Origin of the sequence: Bacillus sp. SJ-10 (assembly GCF_002843505.1) — a bacterium.
Taxonomy (GTDB): domain Bacteria; phylum Bacillota; class Bacilli; order Bacillales; family Bacillaceae; genus Bacillus; species Bacillus velezensis.
The window spans coordinates 1842621-1862531 of the sequence record NZ_CP025258.1; the positions used below are offsets into that span (position 1 = coordinate 1842621).

The window sequence follows — 19911 nt, forward strand, 5'->3', positions numbered from 1 at the left end:
AGATTAAGAGAACAACAAGGGGGCTCATTATGGAGTTAGTCATCGGATTATTGGTTATACTGCTCGCGCTCTTTGCGGCGGGCTACTTTTTCAGGAAAAAAATTTATACGGAAATTGACCGGCTGGAGTCATGGAAGATTGAAATTTTAAACCGTTCGATAGTGGAAGAAATGTCCAAGATCAAACATCTGAAAATGACCGGAGAGACGGAAGAGTTCTTTGAAAGATGGCGCGAGGAGTGGGATGAAATTGTCACAGCCCATCTGCCGAAAGTAGAAGAGCTCCTTTATGATGCCGAAGAGAACGCCGACAAATACCGCTTTAAAAAAGCGAATCAGGTGCTTGTCCACATCGACGACCTCCTCACTGCAGCCGAATCAAATATAGAAGGCATACTGCGTGAGATCAGCGACCTTGTGACGAGCGAGGAAAAAAGCCGCGGAGAGATTGAACAGGTGCGTGAGCGGTATTCAAAAGCGCGGAAAAACCTTCTGGCGTACAGCCATCTCTACGGAGAGCTTTATAACAGCCTGGAGACGGATCTCGACGAAATCTGGAGCGGCATAAAAGAGTTCGAAGAAGAGACGGAAAGCGGCAATTACATCAAAGCGAGAAAAGTGCTGCTTGAACAGGACCGCAGACTGGATCAGCTTCAGACATACATAGATGACGTTCCGAAACTGCTTGCGGACTGTAAACAGACCGTGCCGAACCAAATTGCCAAGCTGAAAGACGGCTACCGGGAAATGACGGAAAAAGGCTACAAATTGGAGCATATTCAAATCGAAAAAGAGCTGGATACACTCACAAATCAATTGAAACGGGCCGAAAACGCGCTTTTGGAAGAATTGGATGTTGACGAAGCGTCCGCCATTCTTCAGCTGATTGATGAAACCATTCAATCGATGTATGACCAGCTGGAAGGCGAAGTGGAAGCCGGACAGTCCGTATTAAGCAAAATGCCTGAGCTGATCATCGCGTATGAGAAGCTTGAGGAAGAAAAAGACCGCACAAAAACCGAAACGGAGCTCGTCAAGGAAAGCTATCAGCTGACGGCGGGTGAAATCGGCAGACAGCATGCCTTCGAAAAACAGCTGGAAACGATCGGCCGGCTCCTTGAGCAGGCGAGAGAAAAGCTTGACGGTGAGCATGTCGCTTACTCGCTGCTGATTGAAGAAGTCGAGGCCATTGAAAAGCAGATGGAAGAGGCTCAGAAAGAACATGCCGAATACCGTGAAAATCTGCAGGCGCTCAGAAAAGAAGAACTGCAGGCGCGGGAAACGCTGATGCATCTTCGGAAAACCATTTCTGACACGGCCCGAATGCTGCAAAAAAGCAACGTGCCGGGAATTCCTGAACAAGTCAAGGACAAGCTCGAGGCGGCAAATCATCATATAGAAGAAACCGTCAGCCAATTGGAAGAGCTGCCGTTAAACATGGAGGAAGCCGCCAAACATCTGACCGAAGCCGAAAAGGTGGTTGAGGAAGTCAGCGAAGAGGCGGAAGATCTTGTGATTCAGGTGAAGCTGATAGAGCGGATCATCCAGTACGGCAACCGCTTCCGAAGCCAGAATCATATTTTATCCGAACAGCTGAAAGAAGCGGAACGGCTGTTTTACGCTTTCAGCTATAATGAAGCTTATGAGATGGCGGCAGATGCTGTTGAAAAAGCAGCTCCCGGTGCCGTGAAAAAAATTAAAGCTGATCAATCTGCTTCATAGACGCATAAGCAAAAACTGCACCCTGATGGAAATCAGAGGTGCAGTTTTTTAGTTTCTCACGGAATATAAAAAGCGCCTGCGGCTGATATACGTCAAGCCGCAAGCGCTGAATGTTACGATTTTGCTTTATTTAATTCGATGGGCGGGCTGGTAAAAAACGTGATAATGCAGCCGATGATCGCTCCGGCAATGCCCGGGAGCACCCAGCCGATTCCCATGCTGTAAAGCGGAAGATTTGCGTTTAAGAATGAATCTAATGATCCGAGCGGAATGCCGGCTGCCTTCAAGCCGTCCAGGATACTGAACAGCCCCGTTCCGATCAGGCAGGCGATATAGACTTCCCGTCTTTCCTTAAAGATTTTATCAATAAAGGAAAGGACGATAATGACAATCGCCAGCGGGTAAATGGCTGATAAAATAGGAACTGAAAATGCAATAATCTCAGCAAGTCCGAAATTTGAAATCGCCAGACTGAACAGCGTGACAATCGTAACCACCATTTTGTATGATAAAGCGGGAATCAATTTTGAAAAATATTCGCCGCAAGATGTGACAAGCCCGATGCTTGTCGTTAAACACGCAACGGTGATGGCAGAGCCGAGAACGATGTTTCCCAGTGAACCGAACAGGTAATCAGATGAAGCTGATAAAATCTTTGCGCCTTCGCCGAGCGGCCCTACAGCGTCCGTGCTTGTCGCTCCCAAATAGGCCAAAGATAAATAAATGAATGTCAAACCTGCCGCTGCAATCAGACCCGCTTTAATACAAGCGGCGGCGAGCGCTTTACGCTGGGTGACGCCCCTGCTTTTAACAGCGTTGACGACAACGACGCCGAAGACGATTGAGGCGAGCGCGTCCATTGTTTTATAGCCTTCCAAAAATCCTTTGAACACCGGCGTTCCGGAATATGCCTGATGTACGGCGCCCAGCCCGCCCATCGGAGTGACAATGGCTTTTACGACGATGATTAGAATAATACCGAATTTAATAGGAGTCAAAATCTTTCCGACTCTGTCCACGATTTTGGAAGGATTAAGAGCTAAATAATACGTAATAGAAAAAAAGATCAACGTGAAAACAAATAAAGATAATCTTTCCGGAATGCCGCTTAAAAACGGAACTGCACCGATTTCATATGAAACGGTTCCGGTTCTCGGAATCGCGAAAAGCGGCCCGATTGATAAATAAAGCACAACGGTGAAAATAGTCCCGAATACCGGATGAGCTTTATCGGCAAGCCCTTTCGCGTCTTTGCCCGTTAATGCGATGGCGATAATACCCAAAAGCGGCAGACCTACGCCGGTCAGTAAGAAACCGCCCATCGCTTTCCAGACATTATGCCCCGCCGCTTGCCCGAGCTCCGGCGGATATATCATATTTCCTGCCCCGAAAAAAAGTGCGAAAAGCATGAAACCGATAATAACGGTATCTTTGACAGGTAGTGAGTGTTTCATAAAAATCCTCCTAAATACTATGTTGAAATATTCTGTCAATTAATTGTCAGATAATATAACAAAACGAACATTACTTATTATATGGCAATGTACAGATAAGTCAATACTCGATTTATTGCGAATTTATATTTACTTTTGTTATGGTAGCATAAATATCATACGATGTACCGTTTTCATTAAAGGAGTAAAAAAAATGATATATTTAGACAACAGCTCAACGACCGAGCCGTATGAAGAGGTATTGGATGTGTACAAACAGACGAGCAGCCGGTATTTCGGCAATCCTTCGTCTCTGCACCAGTTAGGAACTGAGACGGAACAGCTCCTTGAAGCGGCCGCTCAGCAAATAAAAAAAACCTTGCGTTTAAAAAATTATGATATTGTATTTACATCAGGCGCGACTGAAGCGAATAACGATGCGTTAAAGGGAGCAGCCTGGGCAAACATGAGTAAAGGAAGACATATTATTGCTTCGGCGATTGAGCATCCTTCTGTGACGGAGACGCTTGATCAGCTGACAGAGCTGTTCGGCTTTGAAGTCACATATCTTCCGGCCGATCAAAACGGCTTCGTTTCTTTGAAAGACGTCAAATCGGCTATCAGGCCGGATACGATAATCGTCAGCATCATGCATGTCAATAACGAAGTCGGCTCCATTCAGCCCGTAAAAGAAATCGGCGGGTTTTTGAAGCAGCACCGGAATATTCTGTTTCATGTTGATCATGTGCAGGGCATTCATAAAGTTCCTCTGTCTATAGAAGAAGCGGGCATTGACCTTTGCACCGTTTCAGGGCATAAGTTTCACGGCCTAAAAGGGACCGGAGCGCTTATCGTCAAAAAAGGAACGCGGCTCATTCCGCTTATAACGGGAGGCTCGCAGCAAAAAGGCGTCCGTGCCGGAACGGAACACACGGCAGGCGCCGTTTCCCTTGCGAAAGCGATCAATCTTTCCGCGCGTGACATGAACGAGCGGCTTTCTTCCGTGGAGGCTGCCAAGAATGCGCTCATGGAAAGGCTGAGCGGGACGGACGGGGTCGTCATCAACACCCCCGCCGAAAACAGCGCGCCGCATATCATTAATTTTTCCGTGCCGGGCGTGAAGGCGGAAGTGCTGCTGCACATGCTTGAGGAAAAAGGAATATATGTCTCCACAACCGCGGCATGTTCGGCAAGAGAGCACAAACCGAGCCGTGTGCTTCTGCAAATGAATAAAGGCGAACAGATTGCATCAAGCAGCATCAGAGTCAGCCTGAACTTCAGCCATACGGCTGACATCACGGAGCCGTTTATGGCCGCGCTGGCGCCGGCTGTTCAAAAACTAAAAAAAATGATGAGGTAGCATATGAATTACGATCATATTTTAATCCGTTTTGGTGAAATATCCACAAAAGGAAAAAACAGACGCAGTTTTATTGAAAGATTAAAACAGAATATCCGCCTGGTATTAAAGGATTATAAAAAAGTAAAATACTTTTCAAACCGGGACCGGATGTCAATTACACTTAATGGAGAAAACCCGGAGGAAATTTGTTCCTTATTAAAGAATATATTCGGCATTCAAAGCTTTAGTCTCGCAATTAAATGCGAAAGCAAGCTGGAAGACATTAAAAAAACGGCTTTAGCCGCGATAGAAGGCGAATATAAACCGGGGAATACGTTTAAGGTCGAGACGAAACGGGCTTACAAACAGTTTGAATTAGATACGAATGCGATGAACGCTGAAATCGGCGGCCATATTTTGAAAAACACGGATGGATTAACCGTCGATGTGAAACATCCCGATATTCCGCTTCGGATTGAAATCAGGGAGGAAGCGACATTCCTGACCATTCGTAACGAAAAAGGCGCCGGAGGCCTTCCTGTCGGTTCCGCGGGTAAAGCGATGCTGATGCTTTCCGGCGGTTTTGACAGTCCGGTCGCCGGTTTTTACGCGATGAAACGGGGATTATCAGTTGAAGCCGTACATTTCTTCAGTCCGCCGTATACGAGTGAACGGGCGAAGCAGAAAGTCATGGATCTCGCGGGATGCCTCGCGAAGTTCGGCGGCAGTATGACACTTCATATCGTGCCGTTTACAAAGACGCAGGAACTCATCCAAAAACAAATCCCGGAGAACTATACGATGACGGCGACGCGGCGTCTTATGCTGCAAATCGCGGACAGAATCAGAGAAGAACGGAAAGCGCTCGCGATCATTACGGGAGAAAGCCTAGGGCAGGTAGCGAGCCAGACGCTTGAAAGCATGTATGCGATCAATGCCGTGACGGCAACGCCGATTTTGCGCCCTTTAATCGGAATGGACAAAACAGAAATCATCGAGAAATCAAAAGAAATCGGCACTTATGAAACAAGCATTCAGCCGTTTGAGGACTGCTGCACCATCTTTACGCCGCCAAGTCCGAAAACACGCCCGAAAAAAGAAAAAATCGAGCACTTCGAAAGCTTCGTTGATTTTGAACCGCTGATTGCTGAGGCGGCTGCCGGCATCGAAACCATCACTGTTTACTCAGAGCAGGAAGCTCACGATAAGTTTGCCGGCCTGTTTTAAAACTGTATACAATTACCAAAGTTTTTTTGAATGAAGACATGTGTTTTATCACATTCTATACTCACAAGGAGGTGATACACATGTCACAACAATCAAACAGCGGAAACAGCAACCAGCTTTTAGTGCCAGGCGCTGCTCAAGCTATCGACCAAATGAAGTATGAAATCGCTTCTGAATTCGGTGTAAACCTTGGACCGGAAACAACTTCTCGCGCCAACGGTTCTGTCGGTGGAGAAATCACAAAACGTCTTGTCTCTTTTGCTCAGCAAAGCATGGGCGGAAGCAGCCAGCAGCAGTTTTAATCACAACTTCACATAATGGCTAAGAGAGCGGGGAATTCCCCGCTCTTTTTTCATGAGTATAGATAGAAGGCGGGAAGCAATTTATGCATATTTTTATTGTAATGGCCTATGTTTATGTATAATGGGGAAAGAAAGTGAGGAGTTGTTCGTGTTAAAACGAGAAGATTTAATCGCCCCAAAGAACTATAACCTTGTAAATGAAATCGAAAAGTTCAGCCGTTCCAAAGAGAAGAACGCGCTTATTTGGGAAGATCAAACAGGCGGCAAGAAAGTCTGGACGTATGAAAAATTGATGGAAGAAACGAATAAAATCGGAGCCCGCCTGAAAGGTCTCGGATTTGAAAAAGGCGATAAGCTGATTGTCATGGTTCCGAGAGTGCTTGAAGCGTATGCCGTTTATTTAGCGATCTTAAAAGCGGGGATGGTCGTCATTCCTTGCTCGGAAATGCTGCGCGCCAAAGACCTTGAATACCGGATCAAACACGCCGAAGTGAAAGGCGCTATCGTTTATCCTTCATTTATAAACGCGTTTGACGAGGTGAATACCGGGCAGCTGGTGACATTGTCAATCGGTGAAAATGATGCCGGCTGGAAAAACCTCCTAACGATTGAAGCGGACGGAGACAGTTTTCAAACAGCTGATACAACAAGAGAAGACATGGCGTTTTTGTCCTATACTTCAGGCACGACCGGCCAGCCTAAAGGCGTTGTACATACACACGGCTGGGCCTTTGCCCATTTAAAAACATCAGCCGGTGCATGGCTGGATATTTCTGAAGACGATACAGTGTGGGCCACCGCGGCGCCCGGCTGGCAGAAATGGGTGTGGAGCCCGCTGCTCGCAATTCTGGGAAGCGGCGCGACAGGAGTCATTTATCACGGCAGATTCAACGCCAAGACGTATTTAGAGCTGCTGGAGCGCCATCAAGTAAATGTCTTCTGCTGTACCCCGACGGAATACCGCCTGATGGCAAAAGTGGAGGAGTTGGACAAATATGATCTTTCTGCCCTTCACAGCGCAGTTTCTGCTGGTGAGCCATTAAACCGGGAAGTCATTGACGTATTCCGGAAGCATTTCGGCATTAAAGTGAGAGACGGATACGGCCAAACGGAGAGCACCCTGTTAGTCGGCGTCCTGAAGGACATGGATATTAAGCCGGGAAGCATGGGCAAACCGACCCCTGGAAATCAAGTGGAGATTATAAACGATAAAGGCGAAATATGCGAAACTGGCGAAACGGGCGATATCGCCGTGCATTTGAGCACACCGGCCTTATTCAAGGAATATTATAAAGATCCCGAAAGAACGAAAAAGCAGATTCGCGGAGATTACTTTCTTACAGGAGACCGCGCGAAAAAAGACGAGGACGGCTACTTTTGGTTTGAAAGCCGCAATGATGACATCATCGTCAGCTCCGGATATACAATCGGGCCTTTTGAAGTAGAGGATGCGCTCGTGAAGCATCCGGAAGTGAAAGAATGTGCCGTCGTGGCGAGCCCGGATGAAATCAGAGGTTCAATCGTAAAAGCTTATGTCGTTTTACAAGACGATGAAAAGCGCAGTGACGAACTTGTCAAAGAACTGCAAAACCACGTAAAAACGATTACGGCGCCTTACAAATATCCGAGAGAAATTGAGTTTGTCGAAAGCCTGCCGAAAACGGCGTCCGCAAAAATCAGACGTGTGGAGCTGAGACAGCGTGAAGAACGGCTGAAGGCTGATAAAAAAGCATAATACAGGATAAAGGGTGAGCGGGGATGAAAGCGATTTGGCACGGCGGCACCATCTATACAATGCTGGACAAGAATCATGTCACTGAAGCCGTTTATACCGAAGAAGGCGTCGTCAGGCAGACGGGCAGCTTCCGGGAACTCCAAGGAACATACGGTTCGCCTGATACGGAGGAAATCGATTTACATGGAGCTGTCATGTTCCCGGGGTTTACGGACAGTCATATGCATTTAATCGGGCACGGGGAAAAACAGCTTCGCCTCGATTTGTCGCAGCTGACGTCAAAAGAAGCGATACTGCGGGCTGCAAAAGAAGCAGAGCGTGAATTGGAAGATGGCGAATGGCTGATCGGCGAAGGCTGGGATGAAAATCTGTTTGAACGGCCGGTTTACGTCACGAAGCATGACCTTGACCTGCTCTTTCCCGACCGCCCCGTCCTGCTGAAGCGGGTATGCCGGCACGCCGCGGCGATTAATTCGGCCGCATTGCGCGCGGCGGGAATTACAAACGAAACACCTGATCCAAACGGCGGGATTATCGTCCGGGACGGAACCGGTCCGACAGGCCTTCTGCTGGATAAAGCCCAAGAGCTTGTGACACAGGCCCTGCCGCCCGTCTCACTTCACTATGTCAAACGCGCGCTTCAAACGGCGATTACGGACTGCTGGTCAAAAGGCCTGACCGGCGGGCATTCAGAAGATCTGGCATACTACGGAGACGCGTCCGTTCCCGTTGCCGCGTACGAGTCGTTAACCGGCAGCGGCCTTTATCCTTTTCGCGCCCATCTGCTCGTTCATCACGAAGCCGTCGACAGCTGGAGCGCTCTGGATAAATCGACCGGACCTTATCTGGAATACGGAGCGATGAAAATTTTTGCTGACGGCGCGCTCGGAGGCAGAACCGCTCTATTGAAAAAGCCTTATCACGATGATCCGTCAGTTTCCGGCGTTCAGGTGCATAATGACGAAACCCTTGCCGCTCTTGTTTATAAAGCGAGAGAGAAAGGGATGGAGATCGCTGTGCACGCGATTGGCGACCTTGCATTTGAAAAGGTGCTGGATGTTATCGAAAGATACCCGGCAAAGCCCGGACAGCTAGACAGGCTCATTCATGCGCAAGTATTAGATGACGGATTGATTGAAAGAGCCGCCCGGCTGCCGATCGGACTTGATCTTCAGCCGCATTTTGTGGCCAGTGATTTTCCGTGGGTGATTGACCGGCTCGGAGAAGAGCGGATGAAAACGGCTTTCGCCTGGAAAACACTGCTGTCAAAAGGGCTGCTGTGCGCCGGAGGTTCAGATGCCCCGATTGAGCCGGCCGATCCGCTTCTGGGCATTCAATCGGCTGTGCTCCGTACAAGCAAGCAGCACCCGGAAGGTCCGGCCTATTATGAAAAAGAGTGCCTGACCGTGTACGAAGCCATTCAGCTTTACACGGAGGGAAGCGCGGCCATCATCCATAAAGAACATAGCCGCGGACGGATCGCCCCCGGCTATGATGCCGACTTTACCGTACTCAGCGGTGATCCGTTCATGACGGACCCGAAAAAGCTTCATGAACTGGAAGCGGTCAAAACCGTCGTCGGCGGCCGTATCGTATATGAAAAAGAGGACAGGCAGTGATGCCCGTCCTCTTTTTTTATGATAAAAATGATCGTTTTACTTTTTCCCAGAAAGAGTTGTCTTTCAGTTTCACCGTTTTGATTTTTTTATCGGATAGTCTAATCTCAACCTTTTTGACATTCCGCGTGCTGAGCGCTTCATTATCAAGCCCGATAATCGGATGCTCATTGCCGTCCTGCACCACCTGCAGTGTCAGCTTCCGGTCTGAGCTTAAAATAAACGGAGATCCGAGTGTACGGTATGTGTTGTTGTTCAACGACGCCAGTTCGGATACCTGCATGCAGGAAATCAAAGGATCAACAACGGCGCCTGAAACAGATTTATTGTAGGCGGTGCTGCCCGTCGGGGTGGAAATGATCATCCCGTCTCCTCTGAACGTCTCAAAATGAAGATCATCAATTAACACATCCATCACAAACGTTTTAATAATGCTTGAACGGATGGAAACCTCGTTTAAACAGTGAAAATGATTGCTGCCGTCCACCGTTACGTGAATGAGCGGGTATTTTCTGACCTCAAGCTGTTCCGCGGTCATGCTGGCCGCCATTTTTTCAGGCTCATCGCTGTGAAAATCACAGTACAAATGGGCTTTCCCTTTTTTAGCGATGCCGACATACAGGCAGTCATCACGGAATCCGGTTTTTCTGACGGCTTGCAGAAATGAGCCGTCGCTGCCGATGCTGGCGATAATTCCGGCATCCTCCGGTTGTGCCGCAACTGTAAAACCGTGCGATTCAGCAAGCTGCTTCAAAGAGCTGACTTGTTCTTTTGTTTCGTTGTTTTGTTTGTGAAAAAAATAAACATTGCGGCGAAGATCGGTCATATCCCCATTCCCCTTTGCTGTCATATTTACGTTTTTCTCCCAGCAGGTATTGTGTTAAAATACCTGTGGCAATAGTGTAACATGTTTCCTGTTTATCCGTTAAGGGAAAGCGCTTCATGAAAAAAATGAATCTTTTTTTACGGGGGAACGTACGAATATTGACAGAAAAGGAGGAGAACAAATGAATGCAAAAAGATGGATTGCGCTCGTCATCGCGCTCGGCATTTTCGGCGTATCAGTCATTGCAAGTGTGACCGTCGGGGTGCTGAAGAATATCGGAGATACAGGGTCTGACTTTGCATCACTGACAGATGACACAGAGGAAGTGACGCTGGATAAGGGCAGCCCCGGCAGTAAAATCGCCGTGCTTGAAGTGGACGGCACGATTGAGGATAACGGCGGGTCCGCTGGCCTGCTCAGCTCAGGCGGGTATGATCACAGATCATTTTTAAAACAGGTTGAGCGTGCGAAAGAAGACAAAAGCGTCAAAGGAATTGTGCTGAAAATCAATTCCCCTGGCGGAGGCGTGTACGAAAGCGCGGAAATACATAAAAAACTGGAAGAACTAAAGAAAGAAACGAAGAAACCGATTTATGTATCCATGGGCTCCATGGCGGCATCGGGAGGCTACTATATTTCAACGGCCGCCGATAAAATCTATGCTTCACCGGAAACGCTCACGGGTTCACTGGGCGTCATCATGGAAAGCGTCAATTATTCCAAGCTCGCCGATGAACTCGGCATCAAGTTTGAAACCATTAAAAGCGGCGCGCATAAAGACATCATGTCCCCGACCCGCGACATGACGAAGGAAGAAAGAAAAATCATGCAGACAATGGTCAACGATTCTTATGAAGGATTTGTCAATGTCATTTCAAAAGGCCGGCACATGTCAAAAGCGGATGTGAAAAAAATTGCCGACGGCCGTGTTTACGACGGCAGACAAGCGAAAAAAATCGGCCTCGTTGATGAGCTCGGTTTTTACGATGACACGATCAGCGCGATGAAAAAGGACCATAAAAATATGAAAAACGCTTCAGTCATCACATACGAGGAAGGATTCGGATTAGGCTCGCTCTTTTCCATGAGCGCAGCGAAAATGTTTAAAAGCGAAATTGATTTTCTGAATATGAAAGAACTCATTTCGCAATCCGGTTCGCCGCGGATGATGTATCTCTATGCAAAGTAGGGGGGAAGAAAGAATGGACGCGACTTACGAAGGCTTTCACGGCAAAGAAGAGGAAGCCGAACAACAGAGGGCGCCCGAGCAGGCATATGCGGGCTTTTGGATCAGGTTTTGGGCGTTTCTTCTTGATTGGCTGGTGGTCTGGGGGCTAAACCATCTCATCGTTTCACCGATTTTCACGCTGATGAAGCTCCCGGCAACAAGCGGAATGTTTACAATCTCAGCTTATTCCGTCACAACCCTGATCGTCTACCTCGCCTATTTTGTGTTCATGACGAAATGGTTTCATCAGACACTCGGCAAGATGGTCTTCGGGTTAAAGGTCACTTCTTTGACGCCCGGAAAGCCGCTGACTTGGAGCACCGTCATTTTCAGAGAAGCGGTGGGGCGTTATATCGATAAAATCTGGATTCTCTATATCGTCATTGCGTTTACGCCCAAAAAGCAGGGCATTCATGATCTGATCGCCGACACAACGGTGATTCACGAAGCGCTGTACCGCAAATAAAAGCAGTAAACCCGGAATAAACGTCCGGGTTTATTTTTTTGGGTTTTGGCGATAATGCTGCTAAGGAAGTGAAGCTTATGGGATATGCCGCAGCAGCTGTTATTCTCATTCTCATTTTGGCCTGGCTGCTCATGAGGATGAAAATCCACCTGACTTTCGAATATCTTCACGATAAAGATAACGACAAACTGACGTTTAAAATCTCGGCCTTATACGGGCTGATCCGTATTAAAAAAACGCTGCCCGTCATTAAAGTAAACAGCGAAGACGCGTCAATTGATGTCAAACAGGACACGAAATCAGAAATGAAAGGTCAGAAAAAAGAGAAGAAAAAAATCACATATGAAGATGTCAAACAGAGCATTCACAGAATAGAAATGATTCTGCACCAAGTCTTTCAGATGCGCCAAATCGGCGCCTCATTTCTTGCGGGAGTCCGTATTACGAAGTTCGAATGGGTGACGGTTATCGGAATAAAGGACGCCGCCGTTACGGGAATCGCCGCCGGCGGATTGTGGGCCGTAAAGGGAGGCCTTACGGCGATGCTGTATGATCATCTGCGTTTCATACATAAACCGGTGTGCGAAGTCATTCCGTCTTTTCAAGTGCCTGCATCCAAGACGCATTTGCAGTGTATATTCTTTTTTCGTTTTGGACATCTTATAGGTGCAGCTTTCAAATTGCTCAAATACGGGCGGAACGGACTTTCTATCATACGAAAGAAACAGCCGGTTCCGGTTGCTTCAAAGAATGATTCATCAGTTTAAGGAGGAGCGCATATGGCAGACCATCCCATTCAAGGTTTAATGAAAACCGCTATGGAAAATTTAAAAGAAATGATTGACGTGAATACAATCATCGGCGATCCTGTTGAAACGCCTGACGGCAGCGTAATCTTAACGGTTTCAAAGGTCGGATTCGGATTTGCGGCGGGCGGAAGCGAGTTTGGAGGAAAGCCGGCTGAAAAAAGAACCGATGATGATGAAAGAAAAGAGCAGAAGCTCCCGTTCGGCGGCGGAAGCGGCGGCGGAGTATCCATTACGCCGATTGCGTTTCTGATTGTCGGGACAAACGGCGTGCGTATGCTTCATTTGGATGAAAACACCCATCTGATTGATAAACTGTTAGACTCCGCGCCTCAAACGATTGAACGCATCCAGCATATGTTTAAAAAGAATGAAAAAGGCCGGAACCAAAAAAGAACGGATATTGATTTATAACAGAAAAGTTAACTGCCGCCCGCAGTTAGCTTTTTTTACGATGCGGCATAACCTTTGCAGTTTGCATAAAACTCGACTATGATAGAGCTATACATAGATAAAGGGAGGAATCAGAATGGCTGAAATTACATTTAAAGGCGGAGCCGTGACGCTGATCGGACAAGAAGTGAAACCGGGTGACCAAGCTCCTGACTTCACGGTTTTGACAAACGGATTAGAAGAGAAGACATTAGCAGATATGAAAGGGAAAGTAACGATCATATCCGTTATTCCTTCCATCGACACAGGCGTATGTGACGCGCAGACACGCCGCTTCAACGAAGAAGCCGCAAAACTCGGTGATGTGAACGTTTATACAATCAGCGCCGACCTTCCGTTTGCACAAGCGCGCTGGTGCGGAGCGAACGGAATTGATAAAGTTGAAACATTATCGGATCATAAAGAGATGTCATTTGGTGAAGCATTCGGTGTTTATATCAAAGAACTTCGTCTTTTGGCGCGTTCCGTATTCGTCCTTGATCAGGACGGAAAAGTCGTTTACGCGGAATACGTAAGCGAAGCGACAAACCACCCGAATTATGAAAAGCCTATCGAAGCTGCAAAAGCGTTAATTAAGTAAAGAGAGAAAAAGAGCTCCGGGTGCTGCCGCGGAGCTCTTTTCATGGCAAGGAGGAAACAGCATGCAACACGACCATGTCGGTCAGATTTATGAACTTTTAGATGAAGCCGCCCAAGTGATAGCAGAAGGCCTTCAGATTTCTTATATTGAGGGGCTTGCGGAAGCGGGAGAGATGTATTTTCTTGAAAAGGCCGACCAGCTTCCGCTTCAGGAAAAGCAAACCGGCGAGCTTAACAGCCTGCTCGCGAAAGCAGACTTCCGAAAATGGGAGCATGAATGGATCCGCAAGGCGTTCCAGCTCGCCATTTTAAAAGGGCTCAAAGATAAGTCCCATCCGAACAGACAGATGACGCCTGATACGATCGGCCTTTTCATCAGTTACCTCGTGAATAAATTTACGGGCGGCCGAAAAGGCCTGACATTGCTGGACCCCGCCTGCGGCACCGGAAATCTTCTGCTGACCGCGGCAAACCAGCTTTCTGACAAAGCGGGAAAAAGTTTCGGCATTGAAATCGACGATGTCCTTCTGAAGATCGCATATGCGCAGGCGAATCTGCAGGAAAAAGAAATGGAGCTGTTCTGCCAGGACAGTCTTCAGCCGTTATTTATCGAACCGGCCGATGCGGTCATCTGCGATTTGCCGGTCGGCTACTATCCGAATGACGAAGGCGCTGAAGCGTATGAGCTGAAAGCGGATGAAGGCCACTCATTTGCCCACCACTTATTTATTGAGCAGAGCGTCAAACATACAAAACCGGGCGGATACTTATTTTTTATGATTCCGAACCATCTGTTTGACAGCGCGCAAAGCGATAAACTGAAGCGGTTTTTTGCGGAAAAAGTGTATATCAACGCCCTTCTTCAGCTGCCGGCTACTATGTTTAAAGACGAAGCGCAGGCAAAGAGCATTTTAATCTTGCGGAAAAAAGGCGAAGATGCAAAGCCGCCGAAACAAGCGCTTTTGGCGAATCTTCCTTCCTTTGCGAACCAGCAGGCGATGCGGGAGATGATGGCAAAATTGGATCAATGGATTCAAAAAGAAAAATAATGGCGAAAAAGCAGTGTGAGATGCAAAATCCCGCGCTGCTTTTGCTTTTTAAAATGAATGGAAATCAGGACGATAACACAAATTAAGGAAAGAAAATAACATTCCGTAAGGCGGTACCGTCCATTTGGCACAAATAAAATTTATCAGAAAATATCGACTTCATATTGTAAGCGGTACCAATATGGATGTTGACTTGAAATGCTGAGTTGACAATGTTTAAATGGAAAAGTCAGATATTTTTTGGACTGCAATTATGGTCTGGGAAAAAAGAACGAACAAACGAAGAAGAATTTTGATAGGAGCGTCATTTATGTCTAAAATTATTGCAATTAACGCAGGAAGCTCATCTTTAAAATTTCAGTTATTCGAAATGCCTTCAGAAAAGGTGCTAACAAAAGGTTTAGTAGAACGGATCGGTATCGCCGACAGCGTTTTCACAATCTCTGTTAACGGCGAAAAAAATACAGAAGTGACAGATATTCCGGATCATGCGGTTGCGGTGAAGATGCTGCTTCACAAGCTGACTGAATTCGGTATTATAAAGGATTTAAATGAAATTGACGGAATCGGCCACCGTGTGGTTCACGGCGGAGAAAAATTCAGCGATTCTGTTTTGCTTACGGATGAAACAATCCGTGAGATTGAAGAGATTTCAGAACTTGCGCCGCTTCACAACCCGGCTAACATCGTCGGCATTAAAGCCTTTAAAGAAGTGCTTCCGAATGTGCCTGCGGTTGCAGTGTTTGATACGGCGTTCCACCAAACGATGCCTGAACAATCTTACCTGTACAGCCTACCGTACGAATACTACGAGAAATACGGCATCCGCAAATACGGTTTCCACGGCACTTCTCATAAATACGTGACACAGCGCGCAGCTGAGCTTCTCGGCCGCCCGCTTGAAGATTTGCGTCTGATTTCCTGCCACCTCGGTAACGGCGCAAGTATCGCGGCCGTAGAAGGCGGAAAATCCATTGATACGTCAATGGGCTTCACACCGCTTGCGGGTGTCGCGATGGGAACACGTTCAGGAAACATCGACCCTGCATTGATTCCGTACATTATGGAAAAAACGGATCAGACGGCAGATGAAGTATTAAATACATTAAATAAAAAGAGCGGACTGCTTGGCGTATCCGGTTTCTCCAGCGACCTTCGCGATATCGTGGAAGCTTCAAAAGAAGGAAACGAAAGAGCGGAAACGGCTCTTGAAGTGTTTGCAAGCAGAATCCATAAATACATCGGTTCTTACGCTGCGAGAATGAGCGGCGTTGACGCGATTATTTTCACTGCGGGTATCGGTGAAAACAGCGTTGAAGTCAGAGAACGCGTGCTTCGCGGCTTAGAATTCATGGGTGTATATTGGGATCCTGCGCTGAACAACGTGCGCGGCGAGGAAGCGTTTATCAGCTACCCTCACTCTCCTGTCAAAGTCATGATCATTCCGACTGACGAAGAGGTCATGATCGCACGCGACGTTGTCCGCCTTGCACAGTAATGATCGAAAAAAGCACATCCTTTAGGGTGTGCTTTTTTATTGAATGCCCCAGAATCAAACGTTACGATATGTTTATTACATAAACGATGAGGTGAAGCAATGAGTGTGCATGAACATAAACAAGAAGCCCCGTCAGCGGTGCGCTGCAAGGTGATTACAGTCAGCGACACGAGAACGAAAGAAACCGACAAAAGCGGGCGCGTCATGATGGACTTCCTCAGGGAAGCGGGATTTGAAACGGTCGCTTATGACATTGTTAAAGATGAAAAAGATGAATTGCAGAAAGCCGTTTTATCCGGCTGTATGGATGAATATACAGATGCGGTGCTGTTAAACGGAGGGACGGGCATTGCCGAAAGGGATGTCACAATTGAAGCGGTCACGCCGCTGTTTTCAAAAGAACTCCCGGGATTCGGCGAGCTGTTCCGCATGCTGAGCTATACGGAGGACATCGGTTCCGCCGCCATTTTGTCCAGAGCGGCAGCGGGTGTGATCCAAAATACCGCAGTCTTCTGCACGCCCGGCTCCTCAGGCGCCGTAAAGCTTGCGATGAGTAAACTGATTATTCCTGAACTGCCCCATGTGCTCCGGGAAATCCGAAAAGATTTATAAATGTATAAAAAGGCTCTGCTCCGCTCAAAAAATTGGGTGGGGTTTTTTTTATAAAAGGCTTGAAAAAACAGAATTTACTTGTTACAGTGTATACATACAAAATGCATTTTTATTAATTAAAACTAATTTTTATACAAAGGGAGCTTTTAACATGGCAGAACAAAAAAAGGTTGTATTGGCATACTCAGGAGGTCTTGATACTTCTGTAGCGATAAAATGGCTGCAAGAACAGGGATACGATGTTGTTGCCTGCTGCTTAGATGTAGGGGAAGGAAAGGATTTGGCATTCGTTCAGCAAAAAGCGCTGGAAGTAGGCGCCGTAAATTCCTATGTGATTGATGCGAAAGAAGAATTCGCACGGGAGTACGCGCTTATTTCTATGCAGGCCCATACAATGTATGAAGGCAAGTATCCGCTCGTATCTGCATTATCCCGTCCGTTAATCGCGAAAAAACTCGTTGAAGTCGCGGAAAAGGAAAACGCGGTGGCCGTAGCGCACGGCTGCACGGGAAAAGGCAACGATCAGGTTCGTTTCGAAGTATCCATCAAATCATTAAATCCTGATCTGGAGGTCATTGCTCCGGTCCGTGAGTGGCAATGGTCGCGTGAAGAAGAAATTGAATATGCCGCAAGCCGGGGCATTCCGATTCCGATCAATCTTGACAGCCCTTATTCCATCGATCAGAACCTATGGGGACGCGCCAATGAATGCGGTATATTAGAAGACCCGTGGGCGGCGCCGCCTGAAGGGGCATATGACCTGACAGCATCTCTTGAAAACACGCCGGACGTTCCGGAAATCATCGAAATCGCATTTGAAGCCGGTGTTCCGGTTTCAATCGACGGCGTAACCTACCCGCTCGCTGATTTAATTCTCAAGCTGAACGAGACTGCCGGAAAACACGGCATCGGCCGGATTGACCATGTGGAAAACCGCCTGGTCGGCATTAAGTCCCGTGAAGTTTATGAGTGCCCGGGCGCGATGACTTTGATTACGGCTCACAAAGAGCTTGAGGATCTGACTTTAGTGAAAGAAGTGGCCCATTTCAAACCGGCAATTGAACAAAAACTGTCTGAAATCATCTATAACGGTTTATGGTTCTCGCCGTTAAAAGACGCGCTGCTTGCATTCTTGAAAGAAACTCAAAAACACGTCACCGGCGTCGTGCGCGTCAAGCTGTTTAAAGGCCATGCCATTGTAGAAGGACGTAAGTCGGAATATTCACTCTACGATGAAAAACTTGCGACATATACAAAAGACGATGCGTTTGACCATCACGCGGCAATCGGTTTCATTGAGCTTTGGGGGCTGCCGACAAAAGTAAACAGCATTGTGAAAAAGAAGGAGCAGATTGAAGCATGAAGAAGCTTTGGGGAGGCCGTTTTCAAAAAACACCGGAAAAGTGGGTCGATGAGTTCGGCGCATCCATCACATTCGACCAAAACTTAGTCAAAGAGGATATTACAGGGTCTCTCGCTCATGCGGCAATGCTGAAAAAATGCGGCATTCTGACGGAAGAAGAAGAAGGCGCCATCCGACAGGGGCTGCAGATCCTCCTGCAAAAAGCAGAGGAAGGGACGCTTGAATTCTCTGTTGATTATGAAGATATCCATTTGAATATTGAAAAAATGCTGATCGAAGAAATCGGACCGCTAGGCGGCAAGCTCCATACCGGCAGAAGCCGGAATGACCAGGTGGCGACCGACATGCATTTGTATTTGAAAGATCATGTCTCACATATCATCGTACTGATTGAACAGTTCCAAAAAGCGCTGATCGAAAAAGCGGAGGCCAATGTCGAGACCATTCTGCCGGGGTACACCCATTTACAGCGGGCTCAGCCGATTTCTTTCGCCCACCATCTGCTTGCTTATTTTTGGATGCTTGAACGGGATAAAGAGCGTTTTCGCGATGCTATGAAGCGGATTAACATATCGCCGCTCGGATGCGGGGCGCTTGCCGGAACTACGTTTCCGATAGACCGTAACTATTCGGCGGAGCTGCTCGGTTTTGACTCCATTTATGAGAACAGTCTTGACGGAGTCAGTGACAGAGATTTTATTCTCGAGTTTTTAAGCGGCAGCAGCATGCTGATGATGCACCTTTCGCGTTTATCAGAAGAAATCATTCTATGGTGCTCGCAGGAATTCAGATTCATTGAACTGGATGATACGTATGCGACGGGAAGCAGCATGATGCCGCAGAAGAAAAACCCCGACATGGCGGAGCTGATCCGCGGTAAAACCGGACGCGTATACGGTGATATGATGGGGCTTTTCACGATTATGAAAGGGCTCCCGCTCGCTTACAACAAAGACCTGCAGGAAGATAAAGAAGGCATGTTTGACACGGTGAAAACCGTTGAAGGAAGCCTTCAGATTTTCACGGGCATGATTGAAACGATGAAAGTAAACAAAGACATCATGAAACAAGCGACAAAACAAGATTTTTCAAACGCGACGGAACTTGCCGATTATTTAGCTAAAAAAGGCATGCCGTTCAGAGAAGCGCATGAAGTGGTCGGCAAGCTTGTGTACAGCTGCATTGAAAAAGGAATCTATTTAAGTGATATGGCATTTGAAGAATTCCTTCAAGCCAGCAGTCTCTTTGAAGAAGATATCTATACCGTGCTCGATCCGCATCATGCGGTTGAAAAAAGAATGAGCGCCGGCGGAACGGGTTTTCAGCAGGTAGAACAGGCGCTCGTAAAAGCAAAAGCCTGCGCCGGCATTTAATTTGCTGAAATTTCCTTCATATTTTCCCGTTATATCAGACACCCTACATCTATAAAGATGGGAGGTAGAAGGAATGCGCAAAGAACAAGACCGTTACATCTATGATGAAAAAGAAAGTGAAGAAACGGCCAGGCTCATCTCAGAGGCATACGAAAGCGGTTATGTCGGCATGGAGGAAGCCTCTGCTCCTTCAGAAAATTAAGCTGTCTGTAAAGACGGCTTTTTTTTCGTGCGACGAAGTGCAAAAAAGTGATATTGCCGTTTGTTTATAGTAAAGTAGAG

Annotated in this window: 19 protein-coding genes; 17 read left to right on the forward strand and 2 right to left on the reverse strand. The window is 47.3% G+C overall.

Annotated features, from left to right (window positions below; translation table 11 throughout):
• The first annotated feature begins 29 nt into the window (after nucleotides 1–29).
• Nucleotides 30–1721, forward strand: a complete 1692-nt coding sequence (ezrA, locus tag CXL14_RS09465) for a septation ring formation regulator EzrA (protein ID WP_014418634.1) — start codon at nucleotides 30–32, stop codon at nucleotides 1719–1721.
• A 113-nt stretch (nucleotides 1722–1834) separates the two neighbouring features.
• On the opposite strand, the gene brnQ is transcribed toward ezrA, so the two are convergent.
• A complete protein-coding gene (gene brnQ / locus CXL14_RS09470) occupies nucleotides 1835–3175 on the reverse strand; it encodes a branched-chain amino acid transport system II carrier protein (RefSeq protein WP_012118184.1) in 1341 nt (446 codons plus the stop codon).
• A 193-nt stretch (nucleotides 3176–3368) separates the two neighbouring features.
• Between brnQ and CXL14_RS09475 the strand changes: the two genes are divergently transcribed.
• The 5 genes from CXL14_RS09475 (at nucleotide 3369) to CXL14_RS09495 (ending at nucleotide 9379) form a co-directional block, all read left to right on the forward strand.
• Complete coding sequence (locus CXL14_RS09475) at nucleotides 3369–4514, forward strand: cysteine desulfurase family protein (RefSeq protein ID WP_032863539.1); 1146 nt, start codon at nucleotides 3369–3371, stop codon at nucleotides 4512–4514.
• A 3-nt stretch (nucleotides 4515–4517) separates the two neighbouring features.
• Nucleotides 4518–5723: a tRNA uracil 4-sulfurtransferase ThiI gene (gene thiI / locus CXL14_RS09480; protein ID WP_007408042.1), complete on the forward strand. Its 1206-nt coding sequence runs from the start codon at nucleotides 4518–4520 to the stop codon at nucleotides 5721–5723.
• An 80-nt stretch (nucleotides 5724–5803) separates the two neighbouring features.
• A complete protein-coding gene (locus CXL14_RS09485; protein WP_007408043.1) occupies nucleotides 5804–6025 on the forward strand; it encodes an alpha/beta-type small acid-soluble spore protein in 222 nt (73 codons plus the stop codon).
• Nucleotides 6026–6173: 148 nt separating this feature from the next.
• Nucleotides 6174–7760, forward strand: a complete 1587-nt coding sequence (gene mbcS, locus CXL14_RS09490; protein ID WP_014418632.1) for an acyl-CoA synthetase MbcS — start codon at nucleotides 6174–6176, stop codon at nucleotides 7758–7760.
• Between the two features lie 23 nt (nucleotides 7761–7783).
• The gene (locus tag CXL14_RS09495; RefSeq protein WP_101287779.1) at nucleotides 7784–9379 is read left to right on the forward strand and encodes an amidohydrolase; all 1596 of its coding nucleotides are present in this window, start codon (nucleotides 7784–7786) and stop codon (nucleotides 9377–9379) included.
• Between the two features lie 16 nt (nucleotides 9380–9395).
• On the opposite strand, the gene CXL14_RS09500 is transcribed toward CXL14_RS09495, so the two are convergent.
• Nucleotides 9396–10202: an NAD kinase gene (locus tag CXL14_RS09500; RefSeq protein ID WP_017418362.1), complete on the reverse strand. Its 807-nt coding sequence runs from the start codon at nucleotides 10200–10202 to the stop codon at nucleotides 9396–9398.
• Nucleotides 10203–10383: 181 nt separating this feature from the next.
• Between CXL14_RS09500 and sppA the strand changes: the two genes are divergently transcribed.
• From sppA to CXL14_RS20535, 11 genes are all read left to right on the forward strand, one after another.
• A complete protein-coding gene (sppA, locus tag CXL14_RS09505; RefSeq protein WP_003152419.1) occupies nucleotides 10384–11391 on the forward strand; it encodes a signal peptide peptidase SppA in 1008 nt (335 codons plus the stop codon).
• 13 nt (nucleotides 11392–11404) lie between these two features.
• Nucleotides 11405–11896, forward strand: a complete 492-nt coding sequence (locus CXL14_RS09510; protein ID WP_007408048.1) for an RDD family protein — start codon at nucleotides 11405–11407, stop codon at nucleotides 11894–11896.
• A 77-nt stretch (nucleotides 11897–11973) separates the two neighbouring features.
• A complete protein-coding gene (locus CXL14_RS09515) occupies nucleotides 11974–12663 on the forward strand; it encodes a DUF2953 domain-containing protein (RefSeq protein WP_032863542.1) in 690 nt (229 codons plus the stop codon).
• A gap of 12 nt (nucleotides 12664–12675) precedes the next feature.
• Nucleotides 12676–13116, forward strand: a complete 441-nt coding sequence (ytfJ, locus tag CXL14_RS09520; protein WP_003152423.1) for a GerW family sporulation protein — start codon at nucleotides 12676–12678, stop codon at nucleotides 13114–13116.
• 115 nt (nucleotides 13117–13231) lie between these two features.
• On the forward strand, nucleotides 13232–13735 hold the full coding sequence (gene tpx, locus CXL14_RS09525) for a thiol peroxidase (protein WP_007408050.1): 504 nt from the start codon (nucleotides 13232–13234) through the stop codon (nucleotides 13733–13735).
• A 61-nt stretch (nucleotides 13736–13796) separates the two neighbouring features.
• Nucleotides 13797–14783, forward strand: a complete 987-nt coding sequence (locus CXL14_RS09530; RefSeq protein ID WP_101287781.1) for a class I SAM-dependent methyltransferase — start codon at nucleotides 13797–13799, stop codon at nucleotides 14781–14783.
• A gap of 310 nt (nucleotides 14784–15093) precedes the next feature.
• Nucleotides 15094–16281: an acetate kinase gene (locus CXL14_RS09535; protein WP_007408053.1), complete on the forward strand. Its 1188-nt coding sequence runs from the start codon at nucleotides 15094–15096 to the stop codon at nucleotides 16279–16281.
• A gap of 99 nt (nucleotides 16282–16380) precedes the next feature.
• Nucleotides 16381–16893, forward strand: a complete 513-nt coding sequence (locus tag CXL14_RS09540; protein ID WP_007408054.1) for a MogA/MoaB family molybdenum cofactor biosynthesis protein — start codon at nucleotides 16381–16383, stop codon at nucleotides 16891–16893.
• A gap of 151 nt (nucleotides 16894–17044) precedes the next feature.
• Entirely contained in the window at nucleotides 17045–18256 is a 1212-nt protein-coding gene (locus CXL14_RS09545) for an argininosuccinate synthase (protein WP_003152428.1), read from the forward strand.
• Entirely contained in the window at nucleotides 18253–19629 is a 1377-nt protein-coding gene (argH, locus tag CXL14_RS09550) for an argininosuccinate lyase (protein ID WP_007613085.1), read from the forward strand. Before CXL14_RS09545 ends, argH begins: the two co-directional genes overlap by 4 nt.
• 73 nt (nucleotides 19630–19702) lie before the next feature.
• A complete protein-coding gene (locus CXL14_RS20535) occupies nucleotides 19703–19831 on the forward strand; it encodes a hypothetical protein (protein ID WP_007408056.1) in 129 nt (42 codons plus the stop codon).
• Nucleotides 19832–19911 lie beyond the last annotated feature (80 nt).

Excerpts from the sequence above, each read along its gene's own strand:
- CXL14_RS09475 (WP_032863539.1), top strand. The coding sequence starts at position 3,369 with ATGATATATTTAGACAACAGCTCAACGACCGAGCCGTATGAAGAGGTA.
- brnQ (WP_012118184.1), bottom strand. The coding sequence starts at position 3,175 with ATGAAACACTCACTACCTGTCAAAGATACCGTTATTATCGGTTTCATG.
- sppA (WP_003152419.1), top strand. The coding sequence starts at position 10,384 with ATGAATGCAAAAAGATGGATTGCGCTCGTCATCGCGCTCGGCATTTTC.
- thiI (WP_007408042.1), top strand. The coding sequence starts at position 4,518 with ATGAATTACGATCATATTTTAATCCGTTTTGGTGAAATATCCACAAAA.
- CXL14_RS09515 (WP_032863542.1), top strand. The coding sequence starts at position 11,974 with ATGGGATATGCCGCAGCAGCTGTTATTCTCATTCTCATTTTGGCCTGG.
- CXL14_RS09535 (WP_007408053.1), top strand. The coding sequence starts at position 15,094 with ATGTCTAAAATTATTGCAATTAACGCAGGAAGCTCATCTTTAAAATTT.
- argH (WP_007613085.1), top strand. The coding sequence starts at position 18,253 with ATGAAGAAGCTTTGGGGAGGCCGTTTTCAAAAAACACCGGAAAAGTGG.
- ezrA (WP_014418634.1), top strand. The coding sequence starts at position 30 with ATGGAGTTAGTCATCGGATTATTGGTTATACTGCTCGCGCTCTTTGCG.
- ytfJ (WP_003152423.1), top strand. The coding sequence starts at position 12,676 with ATGGCAGACCATCCCATTCAAGGTTTAATGAAAACCGCTATGGAAAAT.
- CXL14_RS09540 (WP_007408054.1), top strand. The coding sequence starts at position 16,381 with ATGAGTGTGCATGAACATAAACAAGAAGCCCCGTCAGCGGTGCGCTGC.
- CXL14_RS09495 (WP_101287779.1), top strand. The coding sequence starts at position 7,784 with ATGAAAGCGATTTGGCACGGCGGCACCATCTATACAATGCTGGACAAG.
- CXL14_RS09530 (WP_101287781.1), top strand. The coding sequence starts at position 13,797 with ATGCAACACGACCATGTCGGTCAGATTTATGAACTTTTAGATGAAGCC.
- CXL14_RS09510 (WP_007408048.1), top strand. The coding sequence starts at position 11,405 with ATGGACGCGACTTACGAAGGCTTTCACGGCAAAGAAGAGGAAGCCGAA.
- CXL14_RS09545 (WP_003152428.1), top strand. The coding sequence starts at position 17,045 with ATGGCAGAACAAAAAAAGGTTGTATTGGCATACTCAGGAGGTCTTGAT.
- CXL14_RS20535 (WP_007408056.1), top strand. The coding sequence starts at position 19,703 with ATGCGCAAAGAACAAGACCGTTACATCTATGATGAAAAAGAAAGTGAA.
- tpx (WP_007408050.1), top strand. The coding sequence starts at position 13,232 with ATGGCTGAAATTACATTTAAAGGCGGAGCCGTGACGCTGATCGGACAA.
- CXL14_RS09500 (WP_017418362.1), bottom strand. The coding sequence starts at position 10,202 with ATGACCGATCTTCGCCGCAATGTTTATTTTTTTCACAAACAAAACAAC.
- CXL14_RS09485 (WP_007408043.1), top strand. The coding sequence starts at position 5,804 with ATGTCACAACAATCAAACAGCGGAAACAGCAACCAGCTTTTAGTGCCA.